Source organism: Macrococcoides goetzii (genome assembly GCF_002742385.2).
Lineage (GTDB): Bacteria > Bacillota > Bacilli > Staphylococcales > Staphylococcaceae > Macrococcoides > Macrococcoides goetzii.
The window spans coordinates 17,231-36,579 of record NZ_MJBI02000012.1; the positions used below are offsets into that span (position 1 = coordinate 17,231).

Here is a 19,349-nt window from a genome sequence, read left to right on the forward strand (position 1 = left end):
AAGAAGTTTAACGGGGTATTAATTAATTATGTGATGAACATTTAAGACAAATAAACACTTTGCAAGCAGGTTACCACAACTGATGGGTAAGGTGTAGGAGCGCAAAGAAGTGCGCACAAAAGGAGTAATAATATATGAGTAAATTAAAAGCAACGATTAGACAAGGTAAACAAACACGTTCAAGTTTAAACAAAGTACGTAACGAAGGTAAGATTCCAGCTGTAGTATACGGTTATGGTGCTAAAAACACTTCAGTTAAAGTTGAAGAAGTTGATTTCATTAAAGTAATCCGTGAAGTTGGACGTAACGGTGTTATCGAACTAGAAGTAGGTTCAAACACAGTTAAAGTAATGGTATCTGACTACCAAATCAATCCAATTAAAAACAAAATTACACATATCGACTTTTTAGCAATCAATATGAAAGCTGAATTAACAGTTGATGTAGTAGTAAACTTAGTTGGTGAAGCTGAAGGCGCTAAAGAAGGCGGCGTTGTTCAGCAACCATTATTCCAATTATCAGTTACTGCAACACCGGATGATATCCCTGAAAACATTGAAGTTGATGTTACTGAATTAAATATCGGTGATACAATCACTGTTGGTGATTTAAAAGCAGATAAAGCTTACACTATCAACAATGAAGACGATGAAGCAATCGTATCTGTTGTACCACCTACAGTTGAAGAAGAGCCTGAAGAAGAAGGCGAAGAAGCTGTTGAAGGTGAAGAAGCAGAAGGAACTGAAGTTGCTGAAGGTGAAGAAGAAGCTGCTGAAGGTGAAGAGAAATCAGAAGAAAAAGCTGAATAATTATTCGGATTCAAGAGACATACTTTTGTATGTCTCTTTTTTTATATTATAATAGTGATAATGATTAAGCGGAGGATTTGAATATGAAATGTATCGTAGGATTAGGTAATATAGGTAAGAAATATGAAGATACACGACATAATGTAGGATTTATGGTCGTAGATGAATTTTTGAAGAAACATAATATAGATTTAGATAAGCAGAAATTTAAAGGAAACTATACGGTAGCAAATATTAATGGTGAAAAAGTGCTGATTATTGAACCGATGACGTATATGAATTTATCAGGTGAAGCGGTTCGTCCGTTAATGGATTATTATAAAATAGCTGTAGAGGATTTAGTTGTTCTATATGACGATCTTGATATGCCTCAAGGTCGTATTCGTATTCGTCAAAAAGGTTCTGCTGGTGGACAGAATGGCATGCGCTCAATTATACAACATTTAGGAACACAGGAATTTAAGCGTATTCGTTTAGGCATTGGTCGTCCTGAAGGACGTAAACCTGTTGTGGATTATGTGTTACAGAAATTTAGTGAGGACGAAATGATAACGATGCAGAAAGTGATTGATCATACAATCGAAGCACTTGAAACATTTATCGGTGGAGAGCGCTTCGAAAATGTTATGAATCAATATAATGGTGATGTATGAGACAGATAATAGATAAATTGTTGAAAAGTGATGAACGATTTAATGAGTATAATGATTCACTCGGTAAACAAAATATATTGGTGACGGGTTTAAATCCAAGTGCAAAAGCCGTAATTTTAGCGGAAAGTTATTTAAGCCATAAAAAACAAATGATTGTCGTGACAAGTAACTTGTTTCAGGCAGAAAAATTAGAAAACGATTTAGCACAACTCATTGATGAAGAGGAACTATTTAAATTTCCGGTACAAGATATTATGATTGAAGAGTTCTCGACAAAAAGTCCGGATCTAATGCGTGAGCGTATCCGTACACTTACCCACTTGGCGAAAGGTCAAGCTGGGTTATTTCTCGTGCCGATTAACGGGCTTCAAAAGCTTGTAAGTCGACCGGAATTGTTTACAGGCTATCATCGTGAAATAAAAATTGGAGAAGATATTGATCTCATTCAATTACAACAAGATTTAGTAGATATGGGATACCAGAAAAGTGAGCGCGTAACGACGCTTGGTCAGTTTTCAGTACGTGGTGGATTAATTGATATTTTCCCGATGATTGGTGAGCCGGTCCGCATTGAATTATTCGATACTGAAGTTGATGCTATTCGTTATTTTGATGCGGATAGTCAACGTTCATTAAATAATATCGATTCAGTTGAAATTTCTACAGCAAGTGAATTTATTTTTACGAGTAAAGATATAGAATTACTGGAATCTAATTTATCTGATGCATTTGAGGCAACACGCCAAAAGATTGCGACAAATGTGAGAGATGATTTACGTGATACGTATCAAACCATCAAAATGAATATGGGAGAAATACTTAATCATAATATTTTACGTCGCGTTGTAAAATTTGCTTATGATAAAGAGACGACGATTATTGATTACTTTGATAAAGAAGCAATTGTAATTGTCGATGAAATTAATCGTGTAAATGAAGCGATAGAATCAAGTATTCGAGAAACAAGTGAATTTCACCAATCTTTAATTGAATCGGGTCGTGGATTTGTCGGACAGACATTCATTAAAGAAGATAGCTTTGAAACACTGATGAATCAATTTAATGTGGCATACTTTACATTGTTTACTGCTTCTATGCCAGTGAAGTTACAAAATATCTATAAATTCTCTTGTAAACCATTGCAGCAATTTTACGGACAATATGATTTAATGTTTTCAGAGTTTGACCGTTTCAGAAAAAATGACTTCAATATCGTTGTACTGGCAAGTAATGCAACGAGAAAAGATAAGATTAAATCAATGCTAGCTGATATGAAATTACCTGTAACGCTTGATACTAAGGGAAGTAAACCGGGTATTAATACAATTGTCGAAGGTGATTTGTCAGAAGGTTTCGAGTTACCGTTTATGAAACTTGTGGTTGTCACTGAACGCGAGCTATTTAAATTACGTAAAGAAAAACCGAAACGTACGAAGAAGTTATCGAATGCCGAGAAAATTAAGTCTTATCAGGAATTAAATGTTGGTGACTACATTGTCCATGTGCATCATGGCGTAGGACGTTATATGGGTGTTGAGACCTTACTTGTCAATAAGATGCATAAAGACTATATTAAAATTCAATATAAAGGGACTGATCAACTGTTTGTGCCAGTCGATCAAATGAATTATGTTCAAAAGTTTGTCGGGTCAGAAGATAAAGAGCCGAAGCTAAACAAACTCGGCGGCACAGAATGGAAAAAGACAAAAGCGCGCGTTCAACAAAGCGTTGAAGATATCGCTGAAGAATTATTGAAGTTATATCAGGAGCGAGAGCGCGTTGAAGGATATCAGTTCGGACCTGATACTGAGGCGCAGGAAACGTTTGAAATGGATTTTCCGTATGAACCAACTGCAGACCAGGTACAAAGTCTCGTTGAAATTAAACAAGATATGGAAAAACGTAAACCGATGGATCGTCTGCTTTGTGGAGATGTTGGTTACGGTAAAACTGAAGTCGCTGTTCGTGCAGCGTTCAAAGCAGTACTTGATGGTAAGCAAGTTGCATTTTTAGTACCAACGACAATACTCGCACAACAACATTATGAGACGTTGATTGAGCGTATGCAGGATTATCCGGTGGAAATACAGATGATGAGCCGTTTCAGATCAAAGAAAGAAATTGACGAAACGAAAAAAGGATTAAAGTCTGGATTTGTTGATATTGTAGTTGGTACGCATAAACTACTCAGCAAAGATATTGTGTATAAAGATTTAGGCTTGCTTATCGTCGATGAGGAGCAACGATTTGGTGTTACGCATAAAGAGAAAATTAAAGCGTTGAAGACAAATGTCGATGTATTAACGCTTACAGCAACACCAATTCCAAGAACACTGCATATGAGTTTACTGGGTGTACGTGACTTATCGGTCATTGAAACACCACCGGAAAATAGATTTCCAGTACAGACGTATGTACTGGAATATCAACATAACTTTATTAAAGAAGCGATGGAACGTGAATTAGCACGTAATGGACAAGTATTTTATCTATACAATCGTGTAGCGAGCATTTATCAGAAAGCTGAACAGTTAGAGATGATGATGCCGGACGCGCGCATTGCTGTTGCGCATGGTCAATTATCAGAACGTGAACTCGAAGAAACGATGCTTGGGTTTATTAATGGTGAATACGACATTTTAGTGACAACAACAATTATCGAAACGGGTGTCGATGTACCGAATGCCAATACTTTAATTATTGAAGATGCAGACCGATTTGGCTTAAGCCAACTCTATCAGTTACGTGGTCGCGTCGGTCGTAGTAATCGTATTAGTTATGCCTACTTCTTGCATGCACCAAATAAAGTGCTCACTGAAGTAGCTGAACAGCGTCTACAGGCAATTAAAGAATTTACTGAACTTGGCTCTGGTTTCAAAATTGCGATGCGTGATTTAAATATTCGTGGTGCAGGGAATTTATTAGGACGTCAGCAACATGGATTTATTGATTCTGTAGGGTATGATCTGTATTCTGAAATGCTGCAGCAAGCGGTTAATGAAAAGCGTGGTATTAAACAAGTCGAAGAAGTGCCTCAACTAGAAATAGAAGTCGAGGTTGATGCATATATTCCTGCTGACTATATTCGTGAAGAGCAAGCGAAGATTGAATTTTATAAAAAGCTACGCAGCGTAACGACAGAATCAGAATTAATGGATATTCAGGATGAAATGACCGATCGATACGGTGAATATCCAGAAGCGGTTGACCAGTTAATGAAGATCGTTGAAATCAGGATAAATGCTATAGCATTTGGTATTGTGAATGTGAAAGATACCGGTAAAACAGTTATACTAGAGTCAAGTATAGCTACGACGAATAAAATTAACGGTGAACGTTTATTTAAAGCGACAGAAGATTTCGGTCGAGACTTAAAGATAGAATATAAAGACAATAAAATGACATTTACGCTGAAGAAAAATACAAACTGGCTTTCTGCATTAGTACAACTCACGCGTCAAATACAAGAAGGAATCGAGTTTGATGGAGAATAAGAACCCGGCATTTAACAGCGTGATTATACTGACAATAACGATGTTAATCGTGAAAATTTTAAGTGCGATATATCGCGTACCCTACCAAAATATTTTAGGTGATACAGGTCTCTACGCTTATCAGCAAGTATATCCAATCATTGCGATAGTTTCCGTACTGTCGTTAAATGCAATTCCATCAGTTATCAGTCAATCTCATTATGAAAAGTCATTTATAGGAAGACTATATAAATATATTACCTGGATGAGTATATCGGTGTTGTTGGTTGTATTAATTTGTAGCGATATCATTGCAAATTTAATGGGCGACCCAATGTTAAGTACGATGTTACGTGTCTCTAGCTTAGTATTGCTTCCATTTCCAGCAGTTGCGATGATTCGCGGGAAACTACAAATGAATCATGCGATGAAAGAAATTGCTTATTCTCAGGTGATTGATCAGGTACTACGCGTATCTATCATACTATTGTCGATTGGATTATTTGTATGGATGGACTTATCAGTCTATCAAAGTGGTGCATTAAGTATTTTTGGTTCATTTGCCGGTTTACTCGGAGCATGTATTTATTTAATGTGGCAAAATAAACGTCAAACAATTGATTACCGAGGAAATAATACAGGATCATATAGAAATTTTATAACATTGATTGTTTTTTATAGTTTAAGTTATTTAATTATGATTTTATGGCAACTCGTAGATAGCTTTACAGTCATCAATCAATTGAAAACATTTATGCCACTTGAAGAGGCTAGAGCGCTAAAAGGGATATATGATCGTGGGGCGTCGCTTATTCAAATGGGTCTTATTGTGACGACGTCGTTCTCGCTTGTACTGATTCCATTGCTTTCGGAATGTAAACAAAGACGTGATTTAAGTCAGATGAATAGCTATGCGAATAGTGCACTTAAGATTACGATCGTATTTAGTAGTGCTGCTGCCATCGGGTTAATGAATTTAATTCAACCATTTAACATGTTCCTGTTCAAGTCAGTGGCAGGTTATGAAGCGCTATTAATTTATATGTTAGCCATTATTTTCGTATCACTTATCATTATGTACACTGCTATGCTTCAAATCTTTGAAGACTATCGCATACAACTATGGGGTATTGGTTTAGGATTAGCAGTAAAAATCATACTCAACCTATTACTGATATCTTTCTTTGATATTAAAGGTGCTGCACTCGCATCAGTTACAGGATTATTCGTCTATGCCTATGTATTACATATCGGAGTTGTACGCAGGTACGAAATTGCTTTTCAATCATTTCTGGTTAAGTGGGGTATAACACTTTTAGTGATGAGTGTATTGATTCAGATTGAAATGGTGATAGATTTTAATACACGAATCGGCGCGCTTTGTGTCGCACTCATCGGGGTAATTACAGGGGGCATTATTGTATTATATGCTATGATTAAGTGGAAGATTATAACGCAGGAAGAGTGGCAGCATTTACCTTTTGGTAGTGTGATGAATAAATTAATGAGAGAGTGATTGGATGAATAAAATAACGATTGTAGGTCTAGGGAATTATGGTCTAGATGAGTTACCTTTTGGAATATATCGCTTTTTAAATAAGGCAGATAAAGTCTATGTAAGAACATTGCGTCATCCAGTTGTTGAAGATTTAGAAGAGATTGAATGGATGAGCTTTGATGAAGTATATGAAGAGAATGATGATTTCGGCAATGTCTATAAAGAAATAGTGAGTCGTCTGAAAGCTATGGCTGAAACAGAAGATATTATCTATGCAGTGCCTGGTCATCCGATGGTTGCAGAATCTACAACTGAGTTATTGCTGGCAGATGACACGTTAAATATTGAAATTTTAGGCGGGAAAAGTTTTATCGATGATTTGTTCCAGGCAGTGCAGTTTGATCCGAATAATGGCTTCCAGATGCTTGACGGAACGATGCTTGATGCATCATCAATTAACCCTAGAAATGCTCTCATTGTAACGCAAGTGTATGATCAGTTGATCGCAAGTGATGTCAAAGTTTCGTTGCTAGAAATTTACCCTGCTGAACATAACGTTGCGATCGTTACAGGTGCACGCGGAGAAGATGCAGATGTAATATGGCGACCTTTACATGAAATGGACCATGACTTTGCATTATCAAATTTAACGTCACTTTTTGTACCGCCATTAAATGATGAGCAATTATCAGGGGACTTTGAATATTTCACAGCAGTGATGGATACACTTGTAGGTGAAAATGGTTGTCCTTGGGATAAAGAACAAACGCATCAAAGTTTAAAGCGTTATTTATTAGAAGAAACATATGAATTGTTTGAAGCGATTGATAATGATGATATTGATAACATCATCGAAGAGTTAGGCGATATATTATTACAAGTTGTATTTCATAGTGCGATTGCGAAAAAAGATTACATGTTCGATGCAAGAGAAGTAGTAAAGAGCATTACGGATAAAATGATTCGTCGTCACCCGCATGTCTTTGGAGATGAATCAATATCAACAATAGATGAATTACATGATGTCTGGAAAGATGCTAAAGGGAAAGAAGGAAAACAAGAACGTACTGTGAAAAAAGAGAAAATTTTTGCAGATATATTCTTAAAGTTATATGATTTGAATAAAATTCAAAACGTATCTTTAAAAGATGCTTTGAAAGAAATTGAAGGTGGAATAGATGAGACTCGATAAATATTTAAAAGTATCACGTTTAATTAAACGTCGTACATTAGCAAAAGAAGTGAGTGACCAAGGTAGAATTAAAATCAATGGTAATGTTGCGAAAGCTTCAAGCACTGTAGCAGTTGGAGATGAATTAGAAGTACGTTTAGGACAACGCATCATTACTGTTGAAGTCACAGACTTGAAAGAACATGCAACAAAAGATAATGCAAAAGGGATGTTTGAAGTAAAAAAAGAAGAAAAAATTGAACAGCCTTTTGAATAGGAGTGTTACGTATGGCTAAAGAAGTACGTAAAATTGAAAATGAATACACGAAGGAACAGGCTCGTATTAATCGATTGAATCGTAAAAGTAGTATGATTGTAAGAAAGCGTATGACAGTCTTTGGAGGCATACTTCTGGCTATCTTATTATTTTTGACGTTACTCCTCTTTATGCAAATGAATACCAATAGAGCTTTGAAACAGGAACAAGCGAAACAAACTGTCGAGCTGGAAAAACTTAAAGATAAAGAAATCGCATTGAAAGAACGCCTAAAACAGCTTAATAGTAAAGAATATATTGAAAAGATTGCACGTAGTGAATATTTCTTAAGTAATGATGGAGAAGTAATCTTTAAGATTCCTGAAAAAGATAAAAAGAAAGATGCAACTGAATAAGTCAGACTTCACAGATAATTTGATTAATCAAGTTGTAAAAAGAGAAAATCAAGCATATAATGATATATTATGAAGAATTAATCGGGAGGATTTATTAAACTTATGGCAATTGAAGTTGGAAACAAATTAAAAGGTAAAGTTACAGGCATTAAAAATTTCGGTGCATTCGTTGAGTTACCTGAAGGCAAAAGCGGATTAGTTCACATTAGTGAAGTTGCAGATAGTTACGTAGAAAATATTGCTGAACATTTAAAAGTTGGCGATGAAGTAGAAGTTAAAGTATTAACAATTGGTGATGATGGAAAGATTAGCCTTTCAATTAAAAAAGCGAAAGAACGCCCAAGAAAACCTGCACCGCCAAAAGTTGAGAAAAAGCCTGAAGACTTTGAAAAAAAATTATCAAATTTCTTAAAAGACAGTGAAGATCGACTAACTTCAATTAAACGTCAAACAGAGTCACGTCGTGGTGGCAGAGGATCAAAGCGTTAATACGTTTGTTTATCTAAATCAAGAGCTAGGGTCTGACCCTGAGCTCTTCTTTTGTTGAGGTGGTGAGATTTTGGATTGTTTATGGAATGAATATGACACCGTAGCGGTTGCAGTTTCGGGTGGGGTCGATAGCATGGTATTGCTTGATAAGGTGCACATATTAAATCATCATAAGAAGTTGTATGCATTGCATGTTAATCATCAGTTACGTGACGTATCAGATGAAGAGGAAAAAATGATTCAAGCATATTGTAAGCAACATAATATCGAACTAATTACTTATACGATCCCTAAAAACTCATTTAACCCGAACAAAAGTATCCAGCGTGAGGCACGAGATATTAGATATCATTTTTTCGAAACACAAATTAATATAAAGCATATTGACTGTTTATTAACGGCGCACCATAAAGATGATCAGCTCGAAACCATATTCTTTAGACTGATGACGAACCGTTATAACTATCAACCGATAAATATTCAGCAGGTGGTAGCACGTGATGGTTATCAACTGATACGTCCTTTAATAAATGTGAGTAAAGCTGAATTAATAGAATATGCACATGAATTTAAAGTACCGTATATGACAGATGCATCGAACACTGACAGCAAATATTTAAGAAACTTTATACGTAATGATGTATTTAAAGTATTAGATGATTCTTCAATAGATAAGCATCAATTATTGAATTTAGCTGATTATATGGAAGATGTAGATGATTTAATCGACTTACATGTTGAGCGTTATAAAATGGATATTGAAAATAATGCATTATCACGATATAAGTTGTCAGAAGAAAATCGATTAGTCATTCAACGTGTGCTCGTTAAATTTATTCAGAAATATGTTGCACAATATGCTGTAAGCTTTGGATTTTTAAATGAAGTGATACGTGTACTTCAAAGTGATGCAACACATGCTTCGTTTGCAATCGCTCCAGATTGGCATATTCAAATTGCATATGATAAATTGATAGTACGAAATAAAAATGAAAAGACTGATGACAATTTAGAAGTGGTTTCACCCGGGAAATATTACTTCAATGATTATAAAATAGAGATTAAAGATGAAATTAGTCCAATCACAATTCGAACAAGAAAAGATGGAGATGTTATCGAAATCAACGGTATGCATCAAAAAGTAGCGCGTATTCTTAAAGATTTAAAAATACCTGTTTACGACCGTCCCAAAATACCAATCGTTTGTGTTGAAGATGAAGTAATAGCGATTGGCCATTATAAATCTAACCATCACCCTTTCAATAATAAAATAATAATTACAAAGGAGAACTAAATCATGCATAACGATATTGAATCGATTGTATTAACGAAAGAACAAATTGAAGCAGCTTGTGAGCGCCTTGGAAAAGAAATTACGGCTGATTATGAAGGTAAACTACCTTTATGCGTTGGAATTTTAAAAGGATCAATTCTATTTATGGCAGACTTAATCAAACATATTGATACCCATGTTGAGATGGAATTTATGGATGTTTCATCTTATCATGGCGGCACAGAATCAACAGGAGAAGTTAAAATATTAAAAGATTTAGATGTTTCTGTTGAAGGGCGCGATATCATTATTATCGAAGATATTTTAGAAACTGGAACGACGCTTAATGCAATCGTTGATCTATTAAAATATCGCAAAGCGAATTCAATTGAAATCGTAACATTATTAGATAAGCCTATGCGCCGTAAAGTAGATATTGAAGCGAAATATGTAGGCGAGAAAATTCCGGATGACTTTGTTGTAGGTTACGGGTTAGATTATCAGGAGAAATATCGTAATCTGCCATACATTGGATTATTAAAAGAAGAAGTTTATACTAAATAGTGAAGCATTGCACTGAAAAGAAAAATAAAATTTGTAAAAATTGTGTAAGTTTAATTAGTAGATTGAACAACATTTATTGTGTTAAAATCTTTGTTAGCTTTACAAATAGGTAGGAGGACAACGTGAATGCAAAAAGCCTTTCGTAGTATATTGATGGTAACACTAATAGGTATCGTCTTATTCGGTGTGTTTTCAATGATTAATGGCACGGGTTCGATGCCAAAACAGATGACATACACGAAATTAATGTCTCAGCTGGAAAAAGGTAATGTTAAAGAAATGACGATCCAGCCTGGACAAGATGTATATTTAGTCAAAGGGAAATTAAAAGGTGCTGAACCAAATGAAACATTTACTTCGGTACTGATGTATAATAACCAAAAAGATTTAGATAAAATCACTAAAATTGCTGAAGAGCAAGATGGTGATTTGAAATTTGATATAAAGCCGGCTGATAAAGAAAATGTATTTTTAGGTATGTTAAGTACTTTAATTCCATTATTATTATTAGCATTTGTCTTTATTTTCTTCCTATCTCAATCACAAGGCGGCGGCGGTGGCGGCCGTGTTATGAATTTCGGTAAATCTAAAGCAAAACTTTATGATGATAAAAAGAAAAAAGTACGCTTTAAAGATGTAGCTGGAGCAGATGAAGAGAAAGCAGAATTAATTGAAATTGTAGATTTCTTAAAAGATAATCGTAAATTTGTGAAGATGGGCGCACGTATTCCAAAAGGCGTGCTTTTAGTTGGACCTCCAGGTACAGGTAAAACGTTAATCGCGCGTGCTGTTGCTGGAGAAGCAGGCGTTCCATTCTTCTCTATCAGTGGTTCTGACTTCGTTGAAATGTTCGTCGGTGTCGGTGCCAGTCGTGTACGTGACCTGTTCGAAAATGCTAAGAAAAATGCACCATGTATCATTTTCATCGATGAGATTGATGCAGTAGGACGTCAGCGTGGTGCTGGTGTTGGTGGTGGTCACGATGAGCGTGAACAAACACTGAACCAATTATTAGTTGAGATGGATGGTTTCGGTGAGAACGAAGGTATCATAATGATTGCTGCAACAAACAGACCAGACATTTTAGATCCAGCGTTATTACGTCCTGGACGTTTTGACCGTCAAATTCAAGTTGGGGCACCAGATGTTAAAGGCCGTGAAGCAGTACTTAAAGTACATGCGCGTAATAAACCTCTTGATGAAACAGTAGATTTAAAAGCTTTAAGTCAACGTACACCTGGTTTTTCTGGTGCAGACTTAGAGAACTTATTAAACGAAGCAGCACTTGTTGCTGCACGTCAAGGTAAGACGAAGATTGATATGCGTGATATTGATGAGGCAACAGACCGTGTTATTGCAGGTCCGGCGAAGAAATCACGTGTTATTTCTGAGAAAGAAAGAAATATCGTAGCATGGCATGAAGCGGGACATACGATTATCGGTTGTGTATTAGATGAAGCAGAAATGGTTCATAAAGTTACAATCGTACCGCGTGGTCAAGCTGGTGGATATGCGATGATGTTACCGAAACAAGATCGTTACTTTATGACTAAACCTGAATTATTAGATAAGATTGTCGGATTATTAGGCGGTCGTGTTGCTGAAGAAATCACATTTGGTGAAGTTTCTACAGGTGCACATAATGACTTCCAGCGTGCAACAGGTATCGCACGTAAGATGGTTACTGAATATGGTATGAGCGATAAACTTGGACCATTACAATTTGGTCAAACACAAGGTGAAGTATTCTTAGGTCGTGACATGGGTCACGAACCGAACTACTCAGATCAAATTGCGTATGAAATCGATCTGGAAGTTCAACGTATTATTAAAGAAAGTTACGCGAGATGTAAAGAAATCCTTCTGAAACATCAAGATAAACTTGATTTAATTGCGAAGACTTTATTAACAGAAGAAACATTGGTAGCAAACCAAATCAATAGTTTATTCGTTGACGGTACTTTACCAGAAGTAAGCTATGATGATTCACATCTATATCACATGAAAGAAAAAGAAGTTGTAGTAGATAAAACTGATGATTCTAGAGTGACGGTTAAAGATGTTGACGGTAATGATTCAGAAGACGCAGGTTCTTCGTATGAAGAAGTGAAGGAACAATTAAAAAAACCTGATGCGCCGATTGATGAATCTAAAAATGAACCAGAACCAAAAGTAGATAAATTAGACAAAGATAAATTCTAAAATAAGGGGCGGAGAAGAAGCATTGCTTCGATTCCGCCTCTTTTTAAAAGGAGAAAAACAATGACAAAAGATTATTTAGTAAGAGCATTAGCATTTAATGATGAAGTGCGTGCATTTAGTGTAAGAACAACAAATTTAGTGGAAACTGCAAGAGAAAAACATGATACGTGGCGTGTAGGCACAGCTGCGCTTGGACGTACATTAACAGTAGGTTCAATGATGGGGGCAATGCTTAAGAATGAAGAGAAATTAACAATAACAATTAACGGTGGCGGACCCCTTGGTCAGATTGTTGTTGACGCAAATGCAAAAGGTGAAGTACGTGGTTATGTACAAAATCCTCATGTACAGGTGGAATCGATTAGACCAGGTAAAATGGATGTTGGTGAAGCAGTAGGACGTAGTGGATACATTAATGTTGTTAAAGATATCGGTATGCGAGATTATTTTACTGGTTCAACGGAAATTCATAACGGAGAAATCGCAGAAGATTTTGCATACTATTTTGCAACTAGTGAACAAGTACCTGCAGCAGTTGGCTTAGGCGTGTTATGTACACCTGAAGAATTAACACAGGCAGCCGGTGGATTTATCATTCAGTTATTGCCATTTGCCAGTGAAGAAACGATTTCATTTTTAGAAGAACGCATTAACAATATGGAACCTATTTCTAATCTGATTGATAAAGGATTATCACCTGAACAAATTTTAGAAGAGATATTGGGTGAAGATAATATTCGTATTATCGATACAATGCCAATTGAATTTAAATGTAACTGTGGTAAAGAAAAGTTCTTAACTGCAATTAAAGGTTTAGGTGAAGCAGAAGTAGAATCTATGATAGAAGAAGATGGCGGTGCTGAAGTTGAGTGTCATTTCTGTCGAGAGAAATATCACTTTACACCTGAAGAGTTACGCAGCATCATCGCGTAAACGGATTATTTTTATTTAAATGTTAATTTTGATATACTTATTCCGATGAAAAAAGTAAGAATAATATTACAATTTGGAGGGAAATATGATGTCATTAAGAGTAGAACGCGTTACTGATTTAATAGGGAATACGCCATTAGTGAAATTAAACAATGTTGTGCCAGAAGGTGCAGCAGATGTATATGTGAAATTAGAATATCAAAATCCAGGTAGTTCAGTGAAAGATAGAATTGCATTAGCGATGATCGAAGCTGCTGAAAAAGAAGGGATCATTAAACCAGGAGATAACATTGTTGAACCGACATCAGGTAATACAGGGATTGGTTTAGCGATGGTTGCTGCAGCAAAAGGTTACAAAGCTACTTTAGTGATGCCTGATACGATGAGTCAGGAACGTCGTACATTACTGAAAGCATACGGTGCAACGTTAGTATTAACACCGGGTGCTGAAGGTATGAAAGGTGCGATCTCAAAAGCAAACGAACTAAAAGATGAGCACGGTTACTTTATGCCGCAGCAATTCGAGAATATGTCGAATCCTGAAGTGCACAGATTAACAACAGGTCCTGAAATTGTTAAGGCAATGGAAGGATTATCGATTGATGCATTTATTTCAGGTGTTGGTACTGGCGGTACTTTATCAGGAGCCGGTGCTGTATTAAAAGAACATAATCCAGATGTTGAAATTATTGCAGTAGAACCAACTGATTCACCAGTATTAAGTGGAGGACAACCAGGACCGCATAAAATTCAGGGAATTGGTGCAGGATTTGTTCCAAAAACATTAAATACTGATATGTACACAGGTATTATACAAGTTACAAACGAAGAGGCGATGGAGACAAGTCGTTTAGTAGCACGTGAAGAAGGAATATTAGCTGGTATTTCTTCTGGAGCAGCAATTAAAGCGGCAATAGATAAAGCGGTTGAATTAGGTAGTGGTAAGAATGTCGTAGCAATTTTACCAAGTAACGGAGAACGTTACTTATCAACACCGTTATTTGCGAATCTTCAGGACTAATTCATATCATTATAGACTGAGACAACAAGTCTCGGTCTTATTTTTATTACAATAAGTTTGTTATAATGAAATGAATATACTGGGGGGGGAAATAGATGAAACAGACTTTAGTGATGGGAATCCTGAATGTAACGCCCGATTCATTTTCTGATGGGGGTCAATATAATGCTGTTGATGATGCTGTGACACGCGTGCATGAAATGATAGCGCAAGGTGCTAATATTATTGATATCGGAGGCTACTCCACGCGTCCTGGTTATAGCGAGATTTCTGTAGAAGAAGAATTGAATCGTGTCGTACCGGTATTAAAAGCGATTAAAGATGTCGATGTGCTTATTTCTGTCGATACTTTTAGAAGTGAAGTAGCAGAGGCAGCGCTTCAGAATGGTGCGCATATCATCAATGATCAATGGGCCGGAAAATATGATCCGAATATTTTTGAAGTCGTAAAAAAATATAATGCTGAAATAATTTTAATGCATAATGCAAAAGAAGAAGTTGTTGGGGACATTATGGAACATATGGTGACCGATTTATGTACGCAGGCGAATAAAGCGCTAAAGAGTGGCATTGGGCGTGATAAAATATGGATTGATCCAGGTATCGGATTTGCGAAGTCTCGCGAACAGGAAATCCACGTGATGCGTCGTTTAGATGAACTAGTTGCGCTGGATTATAAAGTACTGCTTGCCACGAGTCGTAAACGTATGGTGAAAGAGCTGCTAGGTGGAGAAACAACGCCGACTGAACGTGACGAAGGTACGCTTGCTACTACAGCGATTGGAATTAATGCAGGAGTTGATGCTGTTCGTGTTCATAATGTACAAATGAATGCACGATTTATTAAAGTGATGGATCAACTTAAAGGAGATTATAATGGATAAAATATTTTTAACGGGTATGCAGTTTTATGCATATCATGGTGTGTTTGAAGCGGAGAATCAGATAGGACAAATATTTATCGTTGATGTTGAGCTTGATGTAGATTTAAAAAAAGCAGGCGAAACAGATGAGCTTGAACATACCGTGAACTATGGATTAGTTTATGAAGACATTAAGGCGGAAATGTCTATTCAGTCAAAATTATTAGAACATGTAGCGGAACGTATTGCAAAAATACTCTTCAGTCACTATAATCAGATAATGGCCGTAAAAGTCAAAATTACAAAAATGAATCCACCAATACCAGGTGTGTATGATGGTGTAGGTGTAGAAATTCATAGAACGAGGTAGTTATGACGATAGTATATTTAAGCTTTGGCAGTAATATGGGTGATAGAGAACGACAAATTAACGATGCATTGAACTTGTTAAATACACTTCCGGAGACAAAGGTGACGAAGATTTCAAGTTTATATGAAACAGCGCCAGTCGGTGGTGTTGAACAAGATGACTTTTTGAATGGTGTTGTCGCATTGGAAACCAATTTGTCACCGATTGAGTTATTGGATGGGATTCAATCAATTGAATTGAAGCTCAATCGTGTTCGCAAGATTCACTGGGGACCGAGAACGATTGATCTAGATATCGTTCTGTTTGGTGATTTAGTAGTGGATAGTGAGCGTTTAAAAGTTCCACATCCATTTATGCACGAGAGAAGTTTTGTGTTAATTCCTCTGAATGAAATTGCCCCACAGGCAATTCATCCAGTATTAAATAAAAAGATAAGTGACATTGTAACTTTGGACCCGGATGTAAGAATTTATAAGTGAGGGTAAACATATGTGGAAAATTGGAGATATTGAAATAAATAATAAAGTTGTACTCGCACCGATGGCTGGTGTGTGTAATGCAGCTTTTAGATTAACAGTAAAAGAATTTGGTGCAGGTTTAGTGTGCGCTGAGATGGTAAGTGATAAGGCGATTCTTTTCAATAACGAAAAGACGATGAAAATGCTTTATATTGATGAGAATGAAAGACCATTATCATTACAAATATTTGGTGGAGAGAAAGAAACGTTAGTTGAAGCAGCTAAATATGTTGATCAAAATACAACAGCAGATATTATCGATATTAATATGGGATGTCCTGTTTCGAAGATTATTAAATGTGAAGCAGGTGCGAAGTGGTTACTTGACCCACCTAAAGTTTACGAAATGGTGTCAGCAGTTGTTGAAGCAGTGAACAAACCAGTTACTGTAAAGATGCGTATCGGTTGGGATGATGAACATATTTATGCTGTAGAAAATGCGAAGATGATTGAGAAAGCTGGCGCATCAGCAATTGCTGTACATGGTAGAACACGTGTTCAAATGTATGAAGGACATGCGGACTGGGACGTTATTCGTCAAGTAAAAGAAGCGGTAAGTATTCCTGTTATCGGTAACGGAGATGTAACAAGCCCTGAACTTGCGAAGAAGATGCTTGATGAAACTGGTGTTGATGCGGTAATGATCGGCCGTGAAGCGTTAGGAAATCCATGGATGATTTATCGTACTGTGCATTATCTGGAAACAGGTGAATTAATGCCTGAACCACATATTTCTGAGAAGATGAAAGTTGCAACACTTCATCTAGACCGTTTAATTGAATTAAAAGGTGAAAAAGTAGCTGTAATGGAAATGCGTAAACATGCATCATGGTATTTAAAAGGAATTCGTGGCAATGGTAAAGCGCGTAAGTTAATCAATCAAGCTGAGACACGTGACGAATTAGTTGATATACTTAAATCATTCGAAGCATACATTATTGAAGCAGAGAAAAATGAAGAATCTAAAATCGCAGAAGGAGTGTAATGAAATGACAGAAGAATTAAACGACCAAATGTTGGTGCGTCGTCAAAAAATGCAAGATTTATTAGACCAGGGGATCGATCCATTTGGTCAAAAATTTGTGAGAACAGCAACTTCTGCTTCATTAAAAGCAGATTGGGATGCTTTTTCTAAAGAAGAATTGCATGATAAAGAGGAAGAATCAAAGGTATCTTTCGCCGGTCGTATTATGACAAAACGTGGTAAAGGGAAAGCCGGATTTGCTCATGTTAAAGATTTAGATGGTCAAATTCAAATTTATGTGCGTAAAGATGCAGTGGGTGATGAACAGTTCGAATTATGGAACAATGCAGATTTAGGCGATATCGTCGGTATTGAAGGTGTGATGTTCAAAACGAACACTGGAGAACTGTCTGTCAAAGCGAAGTCGTTTACACTGTTATCAAAGGCACTTCGTCCATTACCAGATAAATTCCACGGATTACAAGATGTTGAACAACGTTATCGTCAACGTTATTTAGACTTAATCACTAGTGAAGAATCAACACAAACTTTCATTACGCGTAGTAAAATTATTCAGGAAATGCGTAGTTATTTAAATGCGAAAGGTTTCTTGGAAGTAGAAACACCTATGATGCATACTATCGCTGGTGGTGCTGCAGCACGTCCGTTCGTGACACATCATAATGCATTAGACATGGAACTTTATATGCGTATTGCAATTGAATTACACTTAAAACGTTTAATCGTTGGTGGATTAGAAAAAGTATATGAAATCGGTCGCGTATTCCGTAATGAAGGTATTTCGACACGACACAACCCTGAGTTTACGATGATTGAATTATACGAAGCGTATGCAGACTATAACGATATTATGGATTTAACAGAAGAAATGGTAGCGCATATTGCTGAGAAAGTTACAGGTTCTACAACTGTTGATTATGCAGGCGAACAAATTAACTTAGCACCAAAATGGCGCAGATGGCATATGGTTGATGCTGTTAAAGAATACACAGGTGTTGATTTCTACGAAGTGAAAACTGATGAAGAAGCACATAGTCTTGCTAAAGAACACGGTGTTGAAGTTAAACCGAATATGAAATACGGTCACATTTTAAATGAATTCTTCGAACAAAAAGTAGAAGAAAACTTAGTACAGCCAACATTTATTTTCGGACATCCTGTAGAAGTATCACCACTTGCAAAACAAAATCCAGAAGATCCACGCTTTACAGATCGTTTTGAATTATTTATCGTACGTCGTGAGCATGCAAATGCATTTACAGAATTAAACGATCCAATCGATCAAAAACAACGTTTCTTAGCACAAATGGAAGAAAAAGCTGCAGGTAACGATGAAGCACATGAGATGGATGAAGATTACATCGAAGCATTAGAGTATGGTATGCCGCCAACAGGTGGATTAGGAATTGGTATTGACCGTTTAGTAATGTTGCTGACAAACAGTGCATCTATTCGTGACGTATTACTATTCCCTTACATGAGACATAAATAATTAATCATACTAAAAGACTTTAAATCCTTATTTAACAAGGGTTTAGAGTCTTTTTTATTCTGTAAAAATTATCAGAATTTACTTACTTTAAAAAAATAAAGAAAAAGCGTTGACTTTACAATTCAAATTGCGTATTATTAAAAAGTCGCTTACAACGAGTGGCATATTAAGAAAGTTAATCAATTGTAAAGTTCATGAACACAGTGTAAAATTTACTATTGAAATAATCTTCGAAGCTGTTATACTTATATAAGTATTGAAAAATTGTCTGGTGACGATGGCAGAGAGGTCACACCTGTTCCCATACCGAACACAGAAGTTAAGCTCTCTAGCGCCGATGGTAGTTGGTCTTACGATCCGCGA

18 protein-coding genes and 1 rRNA gene are annotated in these 19,349 nt (G+C 36.3%); all 19 read left to right on the forward strand.

The genetic code is table 11. From position 1 onward, the window contains the following. Positions 1 to 134: 134 nt before the first annotated feature. Positions 135 to 809 carry a 50S ribosomal protein L25/general stress protein Ctc gene (locus tag BFS35_RS13005; RefSeq protein WP_099577277.1) on the forward strand — a complete coding sequence of 225 codons (675 nt, stop codon included), beginning with the start codon at positions 135 to 137 and terminating at the stop codon, positions 807 to 809. Between the two features lie 83 nt (positions 810 to 892). Beyond that, the gene (gene pth / locus BFS35_RS13010; RefSeq protein WP_099577279.1) at positions 893 to 1,462 is read left to right on the forward strand and encodes an aminoacyl-tRNA hydrolase; all 570 of its coding nucleotides are present in this window, start codon (positions 893 to 895) and stop codon (positions 1,460 to 1,462) included. After that, positions 1,459 to 4,956 carry a transcription-repair coupling factor gene (gene mfd / locus BFS35_RS13015; RefSeq protein ID WP_099577281.1) on the forward strand — a complete coding sequence of 1,166 codons (3,498 nt, stop codon included), beginning with the start codon at positions 1,459 to 1,461 and terminating at the stop codon, positions 4,954 to 4,956. Before pth ends, mfd begins: the two co-directional genes overlap by 4 nt. Beyond that, the gene (locus BFS35_RS13020; RefSeq protein ID WP_099577283.1) at positions 4,946 to 6,451 is read left to right on the forward strand and encodes a polysaccharide biosynthesis protein; all 1,506 of its coding nucleotides are present in this window, start codon (positions 4,946 to 4,948) and stop codon (positions 6,449 to 6,451) included. Before mfd ends, BFS35_RS13020 begins: the two co-directional genes overlap by 11 nt. 4 nt (positions 6,452 to 6,455) lie before the next feature. Continuing rightward, complete coding sequence (locus BFS35_RS13025; RefSeq protein WP_099577285.1) at positions 6,456 to 7,625, forward strand: MazG nucleotide pyrophosphohydrolase domain-containing protein; 1,170 nt, start codon at positions 6,456 to 6,458, stop codon at positions 7,623 to 7,625. Beyond that, positions 7,612 to 7,881 carry an RNA-binding S4 domain-containing protein gene (locus BFS35_RS13030; protein ID WP_096077830.1) on the forward strand — a complete coding sequence of 90 codons (270 nt, stop codon included), beginning with the start codon at positions 7,612 to 7,614 and terminating at the stop codon, positions 7,879 to 7,881. The genes BFS35_RS13025 and BFS35_RS13030 overlap by 14 nt, the downstream gene beginning before the upstream one ends. 11 nt (positions 7,882 to 7,892) lie before the next feature. Beyond that, complete coding sequence (locus tag BFS35_RS13035; protein WP_099577287.1) at positions 7,893 to 8,276, forward strand: FtsB family cell division protein; 384 nt, start codon at positions 7,893 to 7,895, stop codon at positions 8,274 to 8,276. Between the two features lie 102 nt (positions 8,277 to 8,378). Next, complete coding sequence (locus BFS35_RS13040) at positions 8,379 to 8,765, forward strand: S1 domain-containing RNA-binding protein (protein WP_099577289.1); 387 nt, start codon at positions 8,379 to 8,381, stop codon at positions 8,763 to 8,765. A 70-nt stretch (positions 8,766 to 8,835) separates the two neighbouring features. Continuing rightward, entirely contained in the window at positions 8,836 to 10,059 is a 1,224-nt protein-coding gene (gene tilS / locus BFS35_RS13045; protein ID WP_099577290.1) for a tRNA lysidine(34) synthetase TilS, read from the forward strand. Between the two features lie 3 nt (positions 10,060 to 10,062). Further along, positions 10,063 to 10,602 carry a hypoxanthine phosphoribosyltransferase gene (hpt, locus tag BFS35_RS13050; RefSeq protein WP_099577292.1) on the forward strand — a complete coding sequence of 180 codons (540 nt, stop codon included), beginning with the start codon at positions 10,063 to 10,065 and terminating at the stop codon, positions 10,600 to 10,602. 126 nt (positions 10,603 to 10,728) lie between these two features. Continuing rightward, positions 10,729 to 12,804 carry an ATP-dependent zinc metalloprotease FtsH gene (gene ftsH / locus BFS35_RS13055; protein ID WP_099577294.1) on the forward strand — a complete coding sequence of 692 codons (2,076 nt, stop codon included), beginning with the start codon at positions 10,729 to 10,731 and terminating at the stop codon, positions 12,802 to 12,804. Positions 12,805 to 12,864: 60 nt separating this feature from the next. Further along, positions 12,865 to 13,737, forward strand: a complete 873-nt coding sequence (gene hslO, locus BFS35_RS13060; protein WP_099577296.1) for an Hsp33 family molecular chaperone HslO — start codon at positions 12,865 to 12,867, stop codon at positions 13,735 to 13,737. A gap of 85 nt (positions 13,738 to 13,822) precedes the next feature. Further along, positions 13,823 to 14,758: a cysteine synthase A gene (gene cysK, locus BFS35_RS13065; protein ID WP_099577298.1), complete on the forward strand. Its 936-nt coding sequence runs from the start codon at positions 13,823 to 13,825 to the stop codon at positions 14,756 to 14,758. A 95-nt stretch (positions 14,759 to 14,853) separates the two neighbouring features. Beyond that, positions 14,854 to 15,642, forward strand: coding sequence for a dihydropteroate synthase (gene folP, locus BFS35_RS13070; protein ID WP_099577300.1), 789 nt, complete (start codon positions 14,854 to 14,856; stop codon positions 15,640 to 15,642). Further along, on the forward strand, positions 15,632 to 15,991 hold the full coding sequence (folB, locus tag BFS35_RS13075; protein WP_099577302.1) for a dihydroneopterin aldolase: 360 nt from the start codon (positions 15,632 to 15,634) through the stop codon (positions 15,989 to 15,991). The genes folP and folB overlap by 11 nt, the downstream gene beginning before the upstream one ends. 2 nt (positions 15,992 to 15,993) lie before the next feature. Further along, entirely contained in the window at positions 15,994 to 16,470 is a 477-nt protein-coding gene (folK, locus tag BFS35_RS13080) for a 2-amino-4-hydroxy-6-hydroxymethyldihydropteridine diphosphokinase (protein ID WP_099577304.1), read from the forward strand. 10 nt (positions 16,471 to 16,480) lie between these two features. Further along, the gene (dusB, locus tag BFS35_RS13085) at positions 16,481 to 17,494 is read left to right on the forward strand and encodes a tRNA dihydrouridine synthase DusB (RefSeq protein ID WP_099577306.1); all 1,014 of its coding nucleotides are present in this window, start codon (positions 16,481 to 16,483) and stop codon (positions 17,492 to 17,494) included. A 4-nt stretch (positions 17,495 to 17,498) separates the two neighbouring features. Beyond that, the gene (gene lysS / locus BFS35_RS13090) at positions 17,499 to 18,986 is read left to right on the forward strand and encodes a lysine--tRNA ligase (RefSeq protein WP_099577308.1); all 1,488 of its coding nucleotides are present in this window, start codon (positions 17,499 to 17,501) and stop codon (positions 18,984 to 18,986) included. Between the two features lie 267 nt (positions 18,987 to 19,253). Further along, positions 19,254 to 19,349: ribosomal RNA gene (gene rrf / locus BFS35_RS13095) — 5S ribosomal RNA — on the forward strand; the annotation flags it as partial.